This window comes from Streptosporangium sp. NPDC006013 (genome assembly GCF_040614275.1).
Taxonomy (GTDB): Bacteria; Actinomycetota; Actinomycetes; order Streptosporangiales; family Streptosporangiaceae; genus Streptosporangium.
The window spans coordinates 1-18,154 of the sequence record NZ_JBEXUE010000178.1; the positions used below are offsets into that span (position 1 = coordinate 1).

Annotated in this window: 17 protein-coding genes; 14 read left to right on the forward strand and 3 right to left on the reverse strand. The window is 69.6% G+C overall.

The annotated features are described in order from the left end of the window. The 12 genes from ABZ260_RS25435 to ABZ260_RS25490 all read left to right on the forward strand — a co-directional run. Window positions 1-717: enoyl-CoA hydratase/isomerase family protein (locus tag ABZ260_RS25435; protein WP_355622310.1), on the forward strand; the 717-nt coding region annotated here is incomplete at its 5' end. A gap of 52 nt (window positions 718-769) precedes the next feature. Then, window positions 770-1,825, forward strand: a complete 1,056-nt coding sequence (locus ABZ260_RS25440; RefSeq protein WP_355622313.1) for an LLM class flavin-dependent oxidoreductase — start codon at window positions 770-772, stop codon at window positions 1,823-1,825. An 8-nt stretch (window positions 1,826-1,833) separates the two neighbouring features. Next, window positions 1,834-3,372 (forward strand): long-chain-fatty-acid--CoA ligase, encoded by a 1,539-nt coding sequence (locus tag ABZ260_RS25445; protein ID WP_355622316.1) that lies wholly within the window; start codon window positions 1,834-1,836, stop codon window positions 3,370-3,372. 84 nt (window positions 3,373-3,456) lie between these two features. After that, a complete protein-coding gene (locus ABZ260_RS25450; protein ID WP_355549250.1) occupies window positions 3,457-4,098 on the forward strand; it encodes a TetR/AcrR family transcriptional regulator in 642 nt (213 codons plus the stop codon). A gap of 301 nt (window positions 4,099-4,399) precedes the next feature. Next, on the forward strand, window positions 4,400-5,446 hold the full coding sequence (locus tag ABZ260_RS25455) for an LLM class flavin-dependent oxidoreductase (protein WP_355622319.1): 1,047 nt from the start codon (window positions 4,400-4,402) through the stop codon (window positions 5,444-5,446). A 33-nt stretch (window positions 5,447-5,479) separates the two neighbouring features. Continuing rightward, the gene (locus ABZ260_RS25460; protein ID WP_350929874.1) at window positions 5,480-6,442 is read left to right on the forward strand and encodes an enoyl-CoA hydratase-related protein; all 963 of its coding nucleotides are present in this window, start codon (window positions 5,480-5,482) and stop codon (window positions 6,440-6,442) included. Between the two features lie 26 nt (window positions 6,443-6,468). After that, entirely contained in the window at window positions 6,469-6,999 is a 531-nt protein-coding gene (locus ABZ260_RS25465) for a VOC family protein (protein ID WP_355622322.1), read from the forward strand. Further along, window positions 6,999-7,997: an LLM class flavin-dependent oxidoreductase gene (locus ABZ260_RS25470; protein WP_350962303.1), complete on the forward strand. Its 999-nt coding sequence runs from the start codon at window positions 6,999-7,001 to the stop codon at window positions 7,995-7,997. Before ABZ260_RS25465 ends, ABZ260_RS25470 begins: the two co-directional genes overlap by 1 nt. A gap of 226 nt (window positions 7,998-8,223) precedes the next feature. After that, window positions 8,224-10,404 carry an acetate--CoA ligase family protein gene (locus ABZ260_RS25475; protein WP_355622326.1) on the forward strand — a complete coding sequence of 727 codons (2,181 nt, stop codon included), beginning with the start codon at window positions 8,224-8,226 and terminating at the stop codon, window positions 10,402-10,404. A gap of 162 nt (window positions 10,405-10,566) precedes the next feature. Next, window positions 10,567-12,144: a class I adenylate-forming enzyme family protein gene (locus ABZ260_RS25480; RefSeq protein ID WP_355622329.1), complete on the forward strand. Its 1,578-nt coding sequence runs from the start codon at window positions 10,567-10,569 to the stop codon at window positions 12,142-12,144. Continuing rightward, complete coding sequence (locus ABZ260_RS25485) at window positions 12,141-12,674, forward strand: flavin reductase family protein (RefSeq protein WP_355622332.1); 534 nt, start codon at window positions 12,141-12,143, stop codon at window positions 12,672-12,674. Before ABZ260_RS25480 ends, ABZ260_RS25485 begins: the two co-directional genes overlap by 4 nt. Then, window positions 12,664-13,713 (forward strand): MBL fold metallo-hydrolase, encoded by a 1,050-nt coding sequence (locus ABZ260_RS25490; protein ID WP_355622335.1) that lies wholly within the window; start codon window positions 12,664-12,666, stop codon window positions 13,711-13,713. The genes ABZ260_RS25485 and ABZ260_RS25490 overlap by 11 nt, the downstream gene beginning before the upstream one ends. Before the next feature lie 48 nt (window positions 13,714-13,761). On the opposite strand, the gene ABZ260_RS25495 is transcribed toward ABZ260_RS25490, so the two are convergent. Next, window positions 13,762-14,136 (reverse strand): VOC family protein, encoded by a 375-nt coding sequence (locus tag ABZ260_RS25495; RefSeq protein WP_355622338.1) that lies wholly within the window; start codon window positions 14,134-14,136, stop codon window positions 13,762-13,764. A gap of 105 nt (window positions 14,137-14,241) precedes the next feature. Between ABZ260_RS25495 and ABZ260_RS25500 the strand changes: the two genes are divergently transcribed. Beyond that, window positions 14,242-15,435, forward strand: a complete 1,194-nt coding sequence (locus tag ABZ260_RS25500) for an acyl-CoA dehydrogenase family protein (RefSeq protein WP_355622341.1) — start codon at window positions 14,242-14,244, stop codon at window positions 15,433-15,435. Between the two features lie 208 nt (window positions 15,436-15,643). Continuing rightward, the gene (locus ABZ260_RS25505) at window positions 15,644-16,891 is read left to right on the forward strand and encodes an MFS transporter (RefSeq protein WP_355622344.1); all 1,248 of its coding nucleotides are present in this window, start codon (window positions 15,644-15,646) and stop codon (window positions 16,889-16,891) included. 15 nt (window positions 16,892-16,906) lie between these two features. Here the strand turns inward: ABZ260_RS25505 and ABZ260_RS25510 are convergent, their stop codons facing one another. After that, window positions 16,907-17,653: an enoyl-CoA hydratase/isomerase family protein gene (locus ABZ260_RS25510; protein WP_355622347.1), complete on the reverse strand. Its 747-nt coding sequence runs from the start codon at window positions 17,651-17,653 to the stop codon at window positions 16,907-16,909. Next, on the reverse strand, window positions 17,650-18,154 hold a 505-nt coding region (locus ABZ260_RS25515), incomplete at its 5' end, for a zinc-binding dehydrogenase (protein WP_355622350.1). The genes ABZ260_RS25515 and ABZ260_RS25510, both read right to left, overlap by 4 nt.

Sequence of the window (18,154 nt, forward strand, 5' to 3'; positions counted from 1 at the left end):
GCCTCGGTGGCCGACGGCCCGGTGGCGACGGTGACCTGGTCCCGGCCCGAGCGGCGTAACGCCATCGGACAGGAGGTCTGCGACGAACTGGTCGCCGCCCTCGAACGGCTGGCACCCCGGCCGGAGATCGGCGTCGTGGTACTCCGGGCCGCCGGCCGGCCGTTCTGCGCCGGATGGGACGTCACCGACTTCGAGCGGCTGGCCGGTGCCGATCCCGAGGTGCTGGCGTCGTTCTTCCGGCATGGCCGACGGCTGCTCGCGGCGATCAGCGCACTGCCACAGGTGACCGTGGCCGCTCCGGCGGGCCTGGTTCTCGGATTCGGCTGCGCCCTGCTGACCCGCTGCGACCTGGTGATAGCGGCGGACGACAGCCGTTTCGGGCTTCCGGAGATCAGGCTCGGCATGCCGCCCGCCACCGTGATCCCGGAACTGCTCTCCGTCATGACGCGCCGCGCGGCGCTGGAGTGGGCGGTGACCGGGGAGCGGTTCGACGCGCGCCGGGCGATGGCGGACGGGCTGGTGACCTCGGTCGTCCCGGCCTCGGAGCACGACGAGGAGACGGTGCGGGTCGCCGGCCTGCTCTCCGGTCATCCGGACGGGGCGGTACGCGCCACCAAGGAACTCGTGGGGCGGCTCGCCGCGGCCGACGAGGGGGAGCGGGTGGCACTCGGGGTCGAATCGGCTCTGCGCCGTTTCGCCGGCCAGGCACCCGCATGACACAGGCAGACGCGGCCGTGCGAACGGCACGGACCGACGAGGAGGAACGACGATGACCGAGACGAGACCCACCCGTCGCATCCGGGTCGGGATGTCACTCTCCGCGCACTACACGCCCGAGGCATCGGTCCGCGAGGGGCTGCGCGACACGATGGAGCAGGTGGCGCTGGCCGAGGAGATGGGCCTCGACACCATCCTGCTCGGGCACCATTACCTGACCCGCTCGCAGTTCCTGCAACCACTGTCGACGGTGGCCTACCTGGCCGCGCGCACCGAGCGGATCCGGCTGGGATTCGGCGTCTACCTGCTGCCGCTGCACAACCCGCTGGCGCTCGCCGAGGAGTTCGCGACCATCGACCAGCTCTCCGGAGGGCGTCTGATCCTCGGACTCGGCGCGGGCTACCGCAGCGTGGAGTTCCGCGCGTTCGGGATCCCCCTGGAGGAGCGGTTCAAGCGGATGGAGGAGTACGTCGAGGTCCTCCGAGCCCTGTGGTCGGGGGAGCCGGTCACCAGGTCGGGCTCCTTCGGTGAACTGGACGGCGCCCGGGTGCTGCTGAAGCCGGTCGAGCCCTCGGGGCCACCGCTCTGGCTGGGGGCCTTCGGCCCGGTGGGCATGCGCCGGGTGGCCAGACTCGACGCCGCCTGGGCCGTCGCCCCCAACGGGACGGTCGAGGAGGTGGCCGAGCGGATGGCGATGTTCCGGGAGGCCCTGGTCCAGCACGGGCGCTCCCTCGACCGTGACTACCCGCTGCTGCGAGAGGGTTGTGTCGCCCTGACACGACAGGCCGCCGTCGACGCGGCCGGCGCCTTCCTCGCGGAGCAGTACGAGAACTACCGCGGCTGGAAGCACGGTGCCTCGCTGGACGACCTGATCAGCGGCCATGCCGTGATCGGCTCACCCGAGGACGTCATCGAGAGGCTGAGCCGCTACGCGGAGATCGGCTACACCGACGTGGTGCTCCGGCTGCAGTGGACCGGGATGCCCCAGGCCGACGTGCTGCGCTCGATCCGGCTGCTCGGCGAGGAGGTCATCCCCGCGCTGGCGGAGGTGCCGGTCGGCGAACCTTCTGAAGTCCTCCGGAAATCGATAGGAGAGGTCCGAATTTAATGACCGCGATGAACTTTGGGCGACTGGTCGATCTTCAGAGGGTACGCAGGGAGACGGAGCCCGCGCTCATCACCGATGAGGACGTCTGGACGTACGGGCGTCTCGCCGACTCGGTCCACGCCACCGCCGCGTTCCTCGCCGAACGCGGTGTCGGGAAGGGTGACCGGGTCGCCGTACTCGGCATGAACTCGCCGGAGTACGTCTGCGCGGTGCTGGCCGTTTACCGGCTCGGGGCCATCGCGGTCCCGCTGAACTACCGGCTCCAGCGGGTGGAGCTCGAGTTCCTGGTTCGCGACTCGGGAGCGGTCGCGGTGATCTGTGAGACCGAGTTCGTGGAGGTCATGCACGAGATCTGCGAGGACCTGCGCCTGCGGGCGTCGGTGCAGCTCGACGGTGACGGTTGCGGTTCTCCCGGATGGTCGCTCTTCTCCCAGGTGCTGGCGGACTACTCGGGCCGGGAGGTCCCGTCGGCGGAGGTCGCCTTCGACGACCCGCAACGGATCATGTACACCTCGGGAACCACCAGCCGTCCAAAGGGCGTGATCATCACGCACGGCATGGCCGCGCTGAACGTCATCGCCCAGACGAGCGAGCTCGGGCTCTCCTCGGCCGACCGGCTCCTCATCTCGTCCCCGCTGTACCACGTCGCGGCCTGGGACTCACCCGGCGTCGGCGCGCTCTTCAACGGCGGGGCGCTGGTGATAATGCGAAAGTTCGACGCGCCACTGGCACTCAGGCTCATCGAGGAGCACCAGGTCACCGGTGGTATCTTCGTGCAGGCGATTCTGCACAGCCTGCGGTCGGCCTCGGACGGCTCGCGGGACCTCTCCTCGCTCAAGTGGATCATCTTCGGCGCGGCCGCCGGAGAGCTGTACCGCGAGGTCCGGGAGATGTTGCCGACGACCCGCCTGGTCCAGGCCTACGGCATGACGGAGGCGTGCAGCTCCATCGCCTACATGGACGTCGCACACGTCGTGTCGAAGCGTGGTTCCGTCGGCACGGCCGTGCCCTTCGTGGAGTATCGGGTGGTCGATGAGAACGAGAACGACGCCGGTCCGGGTGTTCAGGGTGAGGTGGTGCTCCGCGGCCCGAAGGTGACGCCCGGCTACTGGGGTGACGAGGAGCTGACCGCTCAGGCGTGGCGGGGTGGCTGGTTCCACACGGGTGACGTCGGAATGGTGGACGAGGACGGTTTCCTCTACATCACGGATCGGCTCAAGGACATGATCCGTTCCGGCGGGGAGAACGTCGCGAGCCAGGAGATCGAGCGGGTGATCTACACTCATCCTCTCGTGTCCGAGACGGCGGTGATCGGTGTGCCGCATCCGCGCTGGCAGGAGGTGCCTAAGGCGTACGTCGTGCTGAAGGCCGGCGCGACGCTGGCGGAGGACGATCTGCTCGGCTACTGCCGTGAACGTCTCGCGTCCTTCAAAACGCCGAAATCCGTGGCTTTCGTGGACAAGCTCCCCCGCAATCCCTCGGGAAAGGTGCTCAAGCGGGTGCTACGGGAATCCTCGGAGAAAACCGATTCGATGCTCCTCTCCTGACCTCGCGCACTGTGACGGCGGACGCCCTACCCTGTGTGGCAGATAACCACTGAAAAACCGTTCTAGGTAAGGGGGACGAGAACCATGGCACGTACCGCATCACGAGGTGGCCCCCGGGGCACCTATTCTCCCGCGGAGACGCGGCGGGCGCTGCTGGCAAGTGCACTGAAGCTGTTCGAGGTCGGCGGTTACCACGCGACGTCCGTGGAGGACATCGTGAAGGAGGCCAACCTGACCAAGGGGGCCTTGTATCATCACTTCTCCGGTAAGGAGGAGATCCTTCAGCAGATACAGGAGGAATACATCGACGACCGGCTCCGGAACTGCCGTCGCATTCTTGAGTCATTCGAGACCCCGGTCGAACGGTTGCGGCAGCTCATCCTTGAGTCATTGGTCGCCATCGACCAGTTCCGCGCCCATGTCACCGTGTTTACTCAGGAGCGTCGCTTCCTTACCGAGGAACGCTTCGCCGCGATAAAGAAAAAGCGCGACGAGCTCGACGCGATGTACGAGTCGGTGATCCGTCAAGGTATCGAAGAAGGGGTTTTCAACTCGGCCCTGCAGCCACGTATCGCCAGCTTCGGAGTCCTTGGCATGCTGACCTCGGCGTACAACTGGTACCGCCCTGACGGCCTGCTGGCCGTCTCCGAAGTGGCCGACCAGCTCTCCGAGCTGGTCCTCGGAGGACTGATCTCGCCGACGAGCGGGGCTTCTTCCAGCCAGTAACGTCCCGACCGGTCGGTGTGAGAAAACGGGCACCGTCGTGTGCCCGGTTGCTCACCGGGCCCGGGGTGTCCGTCGTAGGCGGAGAACCTGGGGGCGCGCTCGGACGACCGCGCCTCTGAGGATGCCCTGTGATGCTGCTGACCTCGGCGTTGACGCCGTTCGGTGAGGCCGTGGAACGGCCCGCGAACGCTGATGCGTCCGCCGGGGGAGTACCGGGAGTCCAGCCATCCGGCACCTTGACGATCTCAGTTTGATACCCGTACCATACCTACTGGTCGGAATGTAACGAGGGGGTTGAAGCATGAAATTTGGCGTGATGAATCTGTTTCCGGCCGAGGGTGACGGAGACGACGCGCAGGTGCTGCGAGACACCATCGAGGAAATCCAGATCGCCGACGAACTGGGCTTCGACTCGTGCTGGCTGGCGGAGCACCATTTCTCGCGCTACGGGATCCTCGGTAATCCGCTGATGCTGGGCACGGCGATCGCCGAGCGGACGCGCAACATCACCATTGGCACCGCAGTGGTCGTCGTCCCGCTGCACGACCCGCTTCGCATCGCCGAGGACGCCGCGCTGCTTGACATCCTGTCCGGCGGCCGTCTCGTGCTCGGCATCGGACGCGGCTACCAGCCGAGCGAGTTCCGAGGTTTCGGCAAGGACCGCAACGCCAACAAGGAGCTGTACGCGGAGATCGTCGACATCCTGAAGCTGGCGTGGACTCAGGAGGACTGGTCGTACGAGGGCAAGCACTTCCAGTACAGCGACATGAACGTCTTCCCGAAGCCGGTGACTCCGGGAGGGCCGCCGATCCTGCACGGCACGTCGTCACCGGAGACCTTCCGGCAGCGCGGGCTGGCCGGCGACCACATCATCGTGTCGTCCAGCTTCACGCCCATGCAGCGGATCAAGGAGAACTACGACTCCTACCGTGAGGCGCTCGTCGAAGGCGGGCACGAGAGCGGTGGTTTCGACCTCCCCTTCATGCAGCAGGTGTGGGTCGGCGGGAGTGCGGACGGTCTGCAGGCGGCGGCAGGGGCCGCGCTGAACTACTACCGCAGCGTCGGCAAGGTGATTCCCGGCTCCGACGAGGCGATCGAGTCGGAGCGGGCGTACTACGACAAGGTTCAGCGGAACATCGGTCTGCTCACCGTGGAGAAGACCCTGACCCACGGCGGCACCTTCGGGTCGGTGGACCGGGTGGTCGACACCCTCGGCCGGATCCGGGACGAACTGGGTGTCACCCACTACATCGGCTGGTTCCACATTCCCTCACTTGACCGCAAGCGTGCCATCGAGTCGATGGAGACCTTCGCCGCGAAGGTGATTCCCCAGCTCACCTCGGTCTGACGGTCGGCCCATTCCCAGTTCCTGGAGAGTTTGATGAAGAAGAGCGAGTACGAACTCCTGGCCTCTCAGTGGGACGCCGAAGGCATGGCGATCGACGAGAAGGCCATCGAGAACTCGGTGCTGTACGAGAAGGACCCGGAGAAGGCGGTCGCCTACATCATCTTCAATGTCCCGGAGAAGCTGAACGGCATCCCGGTGGCGGCTTTCGAGAGGGTCGGCGACCTGATCCGGGAGGCCGAGGTGGACGACGACGTGAAGACGATCGTCTTCAAGGGCAACGGCGACTGCTTCGGCTCCGGCGCGGACGCCGCCGAGCTGGGCTACTACATCGGCTACGGCAAGAACAAGAAGGGCGAGCGGGCGGGGCGTCCGGCGCAGCGCCAGCGCATCCTCCCGGATAGGAACCTCCTTTCCGAGAGCCTTGGAAACAAGGTCACGAACTGCCTGAAGGCGACGATCTGCCAGGTGCACGGTTACTGCTACGGCGGTCACATGAAGATCGCACTGGGTGCCGACATGATCGTCGCCTCGCCGGACGCCCAGTTCACCCATCCGGCCTTCCGCTACCTCGGCTCCGCCCCGCAGGACATGTACCTGTGGATCGAGAACCTGGGGCTGAAGAAGATGAAGGAGATCATGCTGACGATGCGGCCCCTCACCGCGGAGGAGGGGGAGCGCATCGGCTTCGTCAACCAGGTGGTGCCCAGAGAGGAGCTGGACGCCGCCGTCGACGAGTACGTCACGGCCATCTCGTTCATGCCGCTGGACGGCCTGATGATCGGCAAGTCGATGATGCGCATCGCCATGGAGGCTCGCGGCAAGGGCGTCGGCGAGGTGGGCAACTGGATCGGGCACGCTTGGGCCACGAACCTTTCGCTGGCGGAGGGCGAGTACAACTTCGTCAAGGAGCGGCGGGACAAGGGCCTTGCCCAGGCGCTCAGGGACCGGGACGCCGCGGTCGCGCCGAGGTTCCGGCTCGGAGGAAAGCTCGGCTGACGTCCACTATCGAGGGAGAGTTGCCGATGGTCGGCGAGATCCACCACATCGCGGTCAGTGTTCGCGATCTTGAGAAGTCCATCCCGTTCTATCGCGACGGGCTCGGACTGCGCATGACCTTGGACATGCGGGTGGGCAACGAGACGATGCACAAGCGGCTGCGGACACCTCCGGGCGCCGGTGGCAGGGCGGTGTACTTCCAGGGGCCGACGAAGATCGGGCAGCTGGAGCTGATCCAGTGGGACCTGCCGGTGCCGGAGGAGTCCCACCCCAAGCGGCCGGGAGACCCGGGCATCTTCTCCATATGTTTCCCGGTACCGGCCGACGAGATCCAGGACGTGTACGACCGTCTGGTCGGCATGGGGGTGGACTGCTACCACCCCCCGGCGACCAGCGTCCTGGACAACTACGGTCCGATCACCATGTTCATGTGCGAGGACCCGGATCAGATCCAGGTCGAGTTCGTCAGCCTGCCCACCCCGGAGCAGGTCCGTGCCTTCAGGGCCGCACAGCGAGCGGAAACGGCGTCAGCGGGCACGCCGGAACAGGAGCGATAATGAAGTTCGGCATCTTGGCGTCGCATCAGTACCTGCCGGAGGACGACCTGCGCCAGCGGCTCTACGAGCTGTGGGACCTGACCGAGCTGGCCGCCGAGCAGGGGTTTGACTCGATCTTCGCCATCAACCACTTTCTCGCGAACCTGCAGACACCGCAGACCATCTCGGTCGTCGCGAAACTGATCCAGCACTCCGGCAACATGACCGTCGGGACCAGCCTGGTGATCCTGCCCGCCTACCACGCCGTGCACATCGCGGAGGAGTTCGCGACCCTCGACCACATGGCCGGGGGAAGACTGGTCCTGGGGGTGGGGGCGGGCTACCGGAACAACGAGTTCGCCGCCATGAACATCGACAAGCCCAACCGTTTCCGGAAGATGCACGAGCAGATCCGGTTGATCCGCGCGCTGTGGACCGGCGAAAGGGTGGACTTCGACGGCGAGTTCTACAGCGTCCACGACAGCATCTGCGTGAAGCCGTTCCAGCAGGGAGGTCCGCCGATCTGGGTCGGGGCCGGAGGCCCGATCTCGGTGCGGAAGGCCGCGGAGCTGGGCGACGCCTGGATCATTCCGGGTAACTCGCCGAAGCCCGGCTGGCACGTGAAGGCCATGGCCAATCACGACGACGCATTGGCCAAGGCCGGCAAGTCGCGTGAGGGCCGCGAGTACCCGATGATCGTGAACGTGTTCTGCGCCCCCACCACACAGCTGGCCAGGGACACCGTGCGATCGAACGTCGAGCGGGAGTACTTCAACTACGCCGAGTACCCGCAGCTCGCCTTCCAGAAGGAGAAGTTCGAGTACATGTGGGAGAACCTGTTCATGGTGGGTGACCCCGACTTCGTGGCCGAGCGCATCGCGCGCCTGGAGGAGACCGGTGTGAACCACATCATCGCCCGGCCGTACTGGCTCGGGACGTCGCACGAACGAACAGTCGAGTCCGTCAAGCTGTTCGCGAAAGAGGTCATGCCGCGGTTCGCCGGTCTGGCCAGCGTCTGAGGGCGGACGGTGCCTCGCAGCACGGAGACCACGTTCGCCATGGCTGCCCACCTGGTCGGTGCGGCTCTCGTTCTCCTGGGTTTCCCGCCTGCGGAACGACGGAGCCGCGCGACCCGGTCAGCCCCGTCGAGCGGGGAACCTCTCCCGGACGCCCTCTTCGGCCGGAAGAGCATACCGACCGGACGGTATTAAAATGGGGAATCCACTGATTCGAAGGAAGAGCGGAATGAGCGCTACCAAGGATGTACCGGTCGCGGCGCCGACGCGTGACCTCGGCGGTTTCTTCGCGCCACGGCGGGTGGCGTTGATCGGTGCGAGCGAGTCCTCCGGCTGGACCCGGCTCGTGCTCGCGGGCACGGACCTCTCGGCGGGACTCGACGACGTCGTCCTGGTGAACCCGCGACGCGGCACGGTGCACGGGCGACGGACCGTGCCGGGCCTGGACGCGCTGGACGAGCCGGTCGACCTCGCCTTCGTCATGGTCGGGCCGGACCGCGTGGCGGACCTCGTCGAGCAGGCGCTGGCGGCCGGTACCAGGGACTTCGTCGTGCTCTCGGCCGGTCTCGGTGAGGCGGGCCCCAAGGGTGCGGAGCGACAGCGACGTCTGGTGGAGCTCTGCGCGGCCGGGGGCGCCCGGTTGCTCGGCCCGAACGTCAGCGGGTTCGTGAACGCCACGGACGGGGTGCGGCTGTTCGGCCTGCCGGTTCCGGACGGTCTGCCGGCCGGCCGCGTGGGGGTCGTCATGCAGTCCGGGGGGTTGGCCACCCACGTGCTCAGCCTGGCGCGGAGCTGGGGCACGGGTCTGAGCCTGCTCGCCACCACCGGGAACGAGGCGGTGATCACCGCCACCGACGTGATCGACCACCTCGTCGACGACGAGGCCACGGATGTCATCGCGGTGTTCCTGGAGTCGGTGCGCGACCCCGCGGCGTTCAGGGCGACCGCGTTGCGGGCGGCGGAGCGGGGCAAGCCGATCGTCGCACTGCATGTCGGCAGCTCGTCACTGGGACGCGAGGCGGCCCTGTCGCACACCGGGGCCCTGGTGGGCGACCACGCCTCCACGGTGGCGGCCCTGGAGGACCTTGGTGTCGTCCCGGTGCGTTCGATAGAGGACCTGGTGGCGACGGCGGCACTGCTCGGCCGCCACCCCCGGGGCCTGCGTGGACGCCGGCTCGCCGTCGTCGCCGCGTCGGGGGGAGCGTGCGAACTGATCGCCGACGCGGCCGAGCCGCTGGACTTCACGCTGCCTCCCTTCGCCGGTCCCCTGGCCAAGGCGCTGGTCGAGGAGATGCCCGCCTTCGCCGACGTCCAGAACCCCCTGGATGTGACGGGGTTCGTGGTCAAGGCGGCCGACCTTCCCTTCACCGCGACACGACTGGTGGCGGAGCACGGCGCCGACGACTACGACGTGACGATCCTGCAGTCCGTGGTGCTGCCGACGGCGCCTGGACCGGACGAGGACGTGGTTCGGGCCCGGTTCGGGCGGCTCGCCCAGGCGATCAGGGACAGTCCGGTACCGGTGGTGCTCCAGACCGGTGCGGTCTTCGCGTTGAGCCCGTTCGCGCTGGAGATCGTCCGTGAGAACGACCTGGCCATCCTGCCGGGGATCGCGGCGGGGATGACCGCGCTCGACAGGTCCGCCAGGTACGCGGAGCTGCTGCCGCGCGCGCTGCGGGACCGGAGCCCCGCCGCGCCGGTGACCGGCGGCACCGCGGGCGCCGCCGCTTTCGAGCCGGAGAGGCTTCTGGTCGAGTACGGAGTGCCGGTACCCCCCAGCCGCCTGGCCCGCACGGCCGACGAGGCCGCGGAGGCGGCCGCCGAGCTGGGCTTCCCCGTGGTGCTCAAGGTGATCAGTGAGGACGTGCCCCACAAATCCGATGTGGGGGGTGTGGTGCTCGATCTCCGCGATTCCGATGCCGTGCGGTCCGCCTTCGAGAAGATGCTGGCCGAGGTGGCGAGCCGGCTACCGGGCGCGGCGCTGGACGGAGCGCTGGTCGCCCCGATGCGTCCGGCGGGCGTGGAACTGCTGGTCAGCGTGATCAACGATCCGAACTGGGGTCCGCTGCTGACCGTGGGGTCCGGTGGGGTGCTGACCGAGTTGCTGGAGGACGTCGCGGTCAGGCCGCTTCCAGTGCCTGAGCGGGACATCCCGGGCCTGCTGTCGGAGCTGCGCGTCTCGCGGCTGCTCGGCGGCTTTCGCGGTTCGGCGCCCGCCGACCTGGCAAGGGTGGCGGCCGCCGTGCACGGAGTGCAGCGACTCGCGACCGCCCTCGGCCCCGAGCTGCGGGCTGTCGAGGTGAACCCGCTGTGGGTCCGCGGAGACCGGGTGGAGGCGCTGGACCTGCTGGTCGAGTGGGCCCCTCGGTCGGAGGCGGAGAAAGTGGACAGCGAGTCCGGCACGCAGTAATATTCCGACTAGTCGGTATCAAAATAATGGGCGCCGGAAGTGGACCGCAGCTCACCCGAAGCGCCGGAGGGGACCCGAGGGCAGGCGCGATGGGCGCGGCCGATCCGCCGGGAGAACGGAATCACGATGTTCGGCCACCGTGCCAACAGCCGAGGAGGACAGTTGAGGCGTAACCTCGTACACGACCTGGAGGCGCGGGCGAGCAGGTCGCCACACCGCGTCGGACTCATCCATGAGGATGGCCGGACCTGGACGTACCGGCAGATCGACCAGGCCGCCTCGGCGGTCGCCCGCGCCCTCGTCGAGCATGGCTCGACGCCGGGCAGCCGGGTGGGCCTCTACCTCGCCAACAGCCCCGAGCTGGTCTTCGGTCTCGCCGGCTGCTGGAAGGCCGGTCTCGTTCCGGTCCCGATGAGCGGGCTCTACAACTCCGACGAGGTCCGATCGTGCGTCGCCAAGACCGGGCCCGGCATGGTGGTCGCCGACCCGGCGAGGCTCCCCGAAGACGGCGTCGGCGTCCCGGTGCTCTCCCTTGACGTGGTCCGGACGGCGGGGGAGACGGCTCGTGGGTCCGCCGAGAGCGACTCGCCGCCGGTCAGGGCCCCCGAGCCGGCCGACGAGGACGAGGGACTGCTGCTGTTCACCGGTGGTTCCACCGGAATGCCGAAGGCCGTGGCCGTCACCCACTCCGGCACGTACGCCTCGATGTCGACCCTCGCCCGGGCGCAGAAGGGGCGGCAGCCGGAGGAGGGGCTGTACCCGCCGGCGGACGAGTCCGTGCCGCCGAACCTGGTGCTGCTGCCGCTCTTCCACGGCGGCGGCATCCAGTCCCTGCTGTTCGGCTGGCACGTCGGCAGGGCGGTGCTGCTGGTCGAGCGATTCTCCGTCGACCGGATCGCGCGGCTGGTGCCGCGCTACCGCGTCGACAATCTGTTCCTGCTGCCGACCATGGTGTACGACCTGACGCACACCGCCGAGCGGCTGGACATCTCCTCGGTACGCAAGGTGCTCGTCGCGGGGCAGCGGCTGGACCCCGAGCTGAAAGCCCTGTTCGAGCAGAGGTTCGGCGTCATCGTGATGTCCAACTACGGTTCGGCCGAGCTCGGCCACGTTGCGGGGTGGAATGCCCGGGACGTTCGTGAGGGGCGCTGGAAGCCGGGGTCGGTCGGCCGGATCTACGACGGTGTCGAGCTTGAGATCCGGGACGAGGGCGGCGCCTCCCGGGAGGCCGGGGAACAGGGCGAGATCTGGGTCAAGTCCACGCGCACCAAGGGTTACGTCGACGCGGACGGTGACGGGGCCTCGCTCGTGGAGCACGGCTGGGTCCGGTCCGGCGACATCGGCTATGTCGACGCCGACCGGGTGCTGTATCTCGTGGGGCGTAGCAGGGAGGTCATCAAGACCGGAGGTTTCCAGGTGTGGCCGGGGGAACTGGAGGCGGTCCTACGTCGGCATCCCGCGGTGGCCGACGTCGCGGTGGTCGGCGTGGCGGACGACCGCCTCGGCGAGGTGCCCAAGGCGTTCGTCGTCCCCACAGCGGGAACGGCGGTGGGAACGGCGGTGGCCGACGAGCTGATCGCCTGGTGCCGTGAGCGGCTCGCCCACTTCAAGAGCGTGCGGCAGGTGGCCTTCGTGGACGCACTGCCCCGGAGCGAGGCAGGAAAGGTCCAGCGCGCGGCGCTTGTCGCCTCGGACGCGTCCCGGTCCTCCGGGGCGAACGACATCAAGGAGTCGGCATGACGACTGTTCCGATGACCGGATCGTCGCGCCAGGCCGGATCCTCCGGCGCGTCCGCGACGATCCCGGGAGCGCACTTCCGGCGGGTGCTGGGAAACGTGCCGACCAGTGTCGCGGTGGTCGCCGGTATCGGGCCGGACGGGCAGCCGGTCGGACTGGCGATCGGCACGTTCACCTCGGTGTCCATGAATCCCCCGCTGATAGCCTTCTGCCCCGGTGAGAGCTCCACGAGCTGGCCCAAGATCCGAATGGCGAGGCGTTTCTGCGTGAACGTCCTCGCGGCCGGCCAGCAGGACGTCTGCGCGGCCTTCGCGAGCAAGCAGCCCGACAAGTTCCGCGGACTCTCCTGGGCGGCGGCGGGCAACGGCGCGCCGCGGTTGGAGAACGTGGTCGCCTGGGTGGAATGCGACCTGGAGGCCGAGCACCAGGCGGGTGACCACAGCATCGCCGTCGGCAGGGTGACGCACCTTGAGACGGGGACCGGAGAGATGCCGCTGGTCTTTCTCGGCGGGCGGTACCTCAGTGTCGACTGAGGCCGATCTGGCCTCGGCGGCTCGGCGGCCGATCGACTGGCGACCGGTTGAGATCCGTCCCGGCCTGTGGTCGATACCGGTCGCGATACCGATCGCCTCGCTCCAGGCGGTCAACGTCTATGTCCTCGAACTGGCGGGCGGTGGCATCGCGCTCGTGGACGCGGGCTGGGACAGCGAGGAGTCCTGGCGGAGCCTGCGAGACGGACTGACCTTCCTGGGACGGCGTCTTGACGAGGTGCGCAAGGTGGTCGTCACCCATGCCCATCCCGACCATCTCGGCCTCGCCTACCGGGTGGCGGGCGTGTCGGGGGCCGGCGTGCTGGTGCACGAGCTGGAGGCGGGACGGCTGCGGGGCGGCAGGAGCGGCCCGCTGAACTTCCGGCGAGCGCTCGAGGCCACCTATCCCCGCTGGGGCGTGCCTTCGGCGCGGGTCGAGGAGATGCTGGCCGCCAGCGCCCCCTCATCCGAGGGGTCCTGGACCGCTCCGGTCACGGGGGTGCCCGACGGGGCGATGCTGGATCTGCCCGGGTGGTCGGTGCGGGCGGTGTGGACTCCAGGTCACACGCAGGGGCATCTCTGCCTGTACGACACCGGGCACCGGCTGCTGTTCTCCGGTGATCACGTGCTGCCGCGGATCACGCCGGGTGTCGGTGTGCACCCGGCCGAGGAGTCGGATGTCCTGGGGGACTTCCTGGCCTCCCTGCGAAAGGTGGCCGCGCTCGACGTAGAGGAGGTGCTGCCGGGGCATGAGAACCGGTTCTCCGGACTGCACGAGAGGACCGACTTCCTGGCCGGCCACCACGACCTGCGCCTCGACGAGGTGGAGTCGGTGGTCCGCGCGGACCCCGGGGTGTCCGGTTGGCAGGTGACGCGGCGCATCGGCTGGTCACGGCCCCTGGAGCGGTTCGGTTCCGCGATGGTCCGGGCCGCCGTCGCGGAGACCATGTCGCACCTCGTCCATCTCGAGACGCTCGGCCGCCTGGCGCGACTCGACCGGAACGGGGTGTCCACCGAGAGCTGGGTGCCTCGGGACTCCTGAGGCCGAGGCCGGTGCGGGCCGGGAGCGACCCGGCCCCGGGCCCGCCGGTCAGGCCTGCCGGGGGAGCGACCGGTAGATCGAGAGCACCACGGAGTCGCCGAGCCGGACCGCGGCCCGTTCCTCGTGCGCGGTCAGGGCCGGTGCCGTGACGGACAGCGCGCCGGCGGCGATCAGCAGGTCGTGCGCGGCCGCGACATCGGCGACCTTGACGTTGAGGCTCACCGTCGCGCCGCCGGGCAACTCCTCGGCCACGGTCAGGGCCACGGTGACCCCACCCGCGTCCAGCGCGGTCCAGCGGGCGCCGTCCCTGACGGTGACCGGGAGGTCCGTCACGCGGCCCAGCAGCCTCTCGGCGGCGGCGGTGTCCTGGACCGCGACGGCGATGCCGCGGAGCACGCCATTCTGCTGGGGGGCCACGGTCATGATGGTCTCCTTCTCGGCCTGACGGCCGCCCGGCCGATCACGACCCGGACGTTGACGGGGATGTGCGCCCGATCATACCATCTGGTCGGTATCTAAGGACAGGTGATGATGTTCCAAGACTTCGGCTCCTTCCGTGACCGCCTTCATGAGATCGCCGTGGACGCGGTCCGACCACGGGCCGCCGAGATCGACGCCGACGGCCTTTACCCCGAGGACGTCTACCGGAGATTCGCCGCGGAAGGGCTGCTGGCTCTCAGCCTGCCGCCCGAGCTCGGTGGTCCCGACGGCCACGCCCCCCGGGGGGTCGCCGCGCTCACTCACGCCACCGAGGTGATGGCGCAGTACTCGAGCGCGGCGGGCCTGATGCTGCTGCTGTCCCGGTTGCCCGCGGCGCCCCTGCTCCTTGGGGGGACGCCGGAGCAGCGACGGGAGCGGTTGATCCCCCTGGGACGGGGCCGGAGCAGAGGCTCGTTCTGCATGTCCGAACCGCAGGCCGGTAGCGATGTGCTGGGTGTGTCCACCCGCGCCGAGCCGGACGGCGACGGCTGGCTGCTCTCGGGTCACAAGAGCTGGGTCTCCGGAGCGGACGAGGCCGACTGGTACGTGGTGGTCGCGACCACGGCCGATCGCGCCGAACGACGGCCGGACGCGCTGCGCGCCTTCATCGTGGACCGGGACGTCCCGGGGCTGAGCCTCCGGCTCCATCCCCGCTCGTCGGTCCGGGGAATGAGCCTGGGGGACATCGGACTCGACCGCGTGCGCGTTCCCGGCGACGCCATGCTGCCGGGTATCACCGGGCTCGGCCCTTTGCTGCGCTCGCTGGCGACCATGCGCCCCGTCGTCGCCGCGCGCGGGCTCGGCCTCGCCGAGGCGGCCCTGATGCACGCGGTGCGCTACGCGGAAACGCGCCAGGTCAACGGGGTGGCGCTGATCCGGCAACAGGGGATCCAGTGGGAACTGGCCCGGGCGGCCGCCGATGTCGAGGCGGCCAGGCTGCTGACCTACCGGGCCGCGGCCCTGGTGGAGAGCGGCGACAGCGGGCCGGATTCGGCCGGGCAACTGGCCGTGGCGAAACTGCACGCCACCGAGTGCGCGGTACGGGTGTCCGGGTTGGCCACGCAGATCTTCGGTGCCGCGGGAAGCGTCGCCGGACACCCGGCGGAACGGTTCTACCGCGACGCGCGGAACCTGACCGTGGTGGAGGGGACGTCGGAGATCCAGCTCGGCATCATCGCCCGCGGTCTCCAGGACCGGCATATGTGGTGGGGATCAGCGGAGAAGAGGACGGTGCGTCAGTGAGCATGTGCGCGGGCCGGGTGGCCGTCATCAGCGGTGCCGGACGAGGCCTGGGAAGGTGCCACGCCGTCGCGCCGGCCGCCGCCGGTGCCGCGCGAGGCCGACGGGTGGAACCAGCCGCCGGTCGGAGAGTGGGCGCGATGCGGATCGTGGTGACGTCGGCCACGGTGACGGCCGGCGCCCCTGACGGCGCGGTACGGCCTGTGCCGCCGTGGCGCCGGGCATCGTGACGGCCGAGCGCGGTTCGCCCTTCCGGGCGCTCGCCGTGGTGAGCTATCGCTGGTTCGCCCTCGCCCAGGTGCTGGGCAACGGCGCGATGTGGATGCACCGCACCGCCCACGTGTGGCTCGTCGTCCAGATCTCCGGTGGTGACGGCGTGGCGGTCGGCGTGGTGACCGGCCTGCAGTACATCTCGATGATCCTGCTGGGGCTGAGCGGCGGCGCGCTCGGCGACCGGTTCGACAAGCGCCGGATCATGCTGATGACGCAGAGCGTCGTCGTGCTGGCCAGTGTCGTCCTCGCGGTGCTGATCGCCGGTGACGCCGTGACGCTGCCGATCGCCTACCTCTTCGCCGTCCTGCTGGGCGTCCCGGGAGCGCTGGACGCGCCCGTGCGGCTGGCCTACCCCCGGCAGCTCGTCCCGTACCGGTTCCTGGCCGCGGCGGTCGGGCTGAACGGCGCCGTCTTCCAGCTCGCGCGTGTCGCCGGGCCCGCCCTGGCCGGCGGCGTCATCGCCTTCTCCGGCACCGCCGCGGTGTTCGCCGTCGTCGCGCTGTTCGGCCTGGTCTCCTGCCTCGCGCTGGTGAGGGTGCGCCCGCTGCCCGGCGGCGAGAAGGCGGAGGCGGAGGAGCCCGCGGGCGGTCGCCGGGGTCTCGCGGACCTGCGCGCTCCGGCCTATCTCGTGCCGCTGCTGGGAGGGCTGATGCTCGGCATCGGCATGACCCACCTGCAACTGGCCATCCCGCTGCTGGTGGACTCCACGGAGAAGGACGCGGCGGGGAGCTTCGGCGCGTTGACGGCGATGATCGGGGCCGGCGGCATCGTGGGGGCGGGGCTGGCGGCGTCGCTGAGGTCCGAGCCGACCAACCGGATCCTGCTCGCCTGGTCGGCGGTCTTCGCCGCGGTGACGGTGCTGGTGTCCACGCTCCCGTCAGGGCTCATCCTGGCCGCCGGGCTGTTCGTCGCGGGTGTGACGATGCAGGTGTTCGGCACCTCGGCCGTCTCGGCGCTGCAACTGCGCTCACCCGCGAACGTCCAGGGGCGCATGATGGCGCTGTACGTGATCGCCTTCTTCGTCTGGGTCCCGGTGGGGGCGCCGATCTTCGGCTGGTTCGCCAACCTGGTCGGGGCACGGCAGGCCCTGGGTGTCTCCGGACTCGTCTGCCTTGCCGTGGTCGGGCTGCTCGCGCTGTCCTTTCTGACCGGCCGCGCCGTGACGCGCGAGCAGCACCGGGAGTGACCGCGCCCCGGCCGCTCAGCGACGGATCGTGACGGCTCCGGGGTCGCCGTGGCCGGTGAAGTGCCGCTGGAAGTGCGCCCACTCGGTTTGGAGCGCCTCCGGCGGTGTCTGCCGGCGGACCGACCGGATGAGCGCGGTCATCTCCGCCACGGCGGTCCGGTCGTATCCGGCCAGCACCCGTGCCGCCTCGTCGACGGTCTGCACCAGCAGGCTTCCCTGAACCGTCCGGCTCACCAGGCCGAACTCGGTCATCTCGGCGGCGCTGAACCGTTCGCCGAGGAGCAGCATCCGGGTCGCGCGCGCGGCTCCCACCGCGCGGACCAGCCGCGCGGAGCCGCCCCAGGCCGGGATTCGCCCGTGTGGCAGGTGCAGGTCCCCGAAGACCGCGTCCTGTGACGCGATCACGAGGTCGCACGCGAGGACCAGCTCCAGCCCGCCGGCGAACGCGGCCCCGTTCACCGCGGCGATCACCGGCAGCGGTGACTCCTCGATCGCCGCCATCAGATCGCGTCCGCTCTCCAGGAAGGCCAGGCGGGAGTCCGCGTCCCGCAGGGCGGCGGAGGCCCGGACGTCGGCCCCGGGGCAGAACGCCCTGCCGGTTCCGGTGACGACCAGGGTCCGCACCGCCGGGTCGGCCGCTCCGTCGGCGAGCCACCGGGTCAGCCCGGCGACGATCTCAGGGCCGAGGGCGTTCGCCCGCTCCGGCCGGTCCAGGCGTGCCCACAACGCCGAACCCCGGCGGCTGACCTGAACGTAGCTCATGGCTCGACCACGACCTTGCCGAACACCTGGCCGGAGAGCAGCCGGGAGAACTGCTCACGAGCCGAGTCGAGCGGCGCCACCGAGTCCACCAGCGGCCGGACGCCGCCGGCGACGAGGAACCCGATGAGGTCCTCGAGTTCGGTCCGGGTGCCCATCGTCGAGCCGAGCACGTTGATCTGCCGGGAGAAGAGCCGGGCCAGGTTGGTCGGCGCGTCGAAGCCGGTGGTCGCGCCGGAGAGCACCACGGTGCCGCCCGGGCGTACCGCGGCGAGAGAGGACTTCCAGGTGGCCTGCCCCACGGTGTCGAGGACGACGTCGCAGTCGGACGGCAGCCGCGCCCCGGACATGACGACCTCGTGCGCGCCGAGCTCGGCGGCTCGTCCGGCCTTGGCGGGGTCCCGCGTGACCACGCGCACCCACAGTCCCGCGGCGCGGGCCAGCAGGATCGCGGCCGTGGCCACCCCGCCCCCGGCGCCCTGCACCAGCACCCGGTCACCGGGC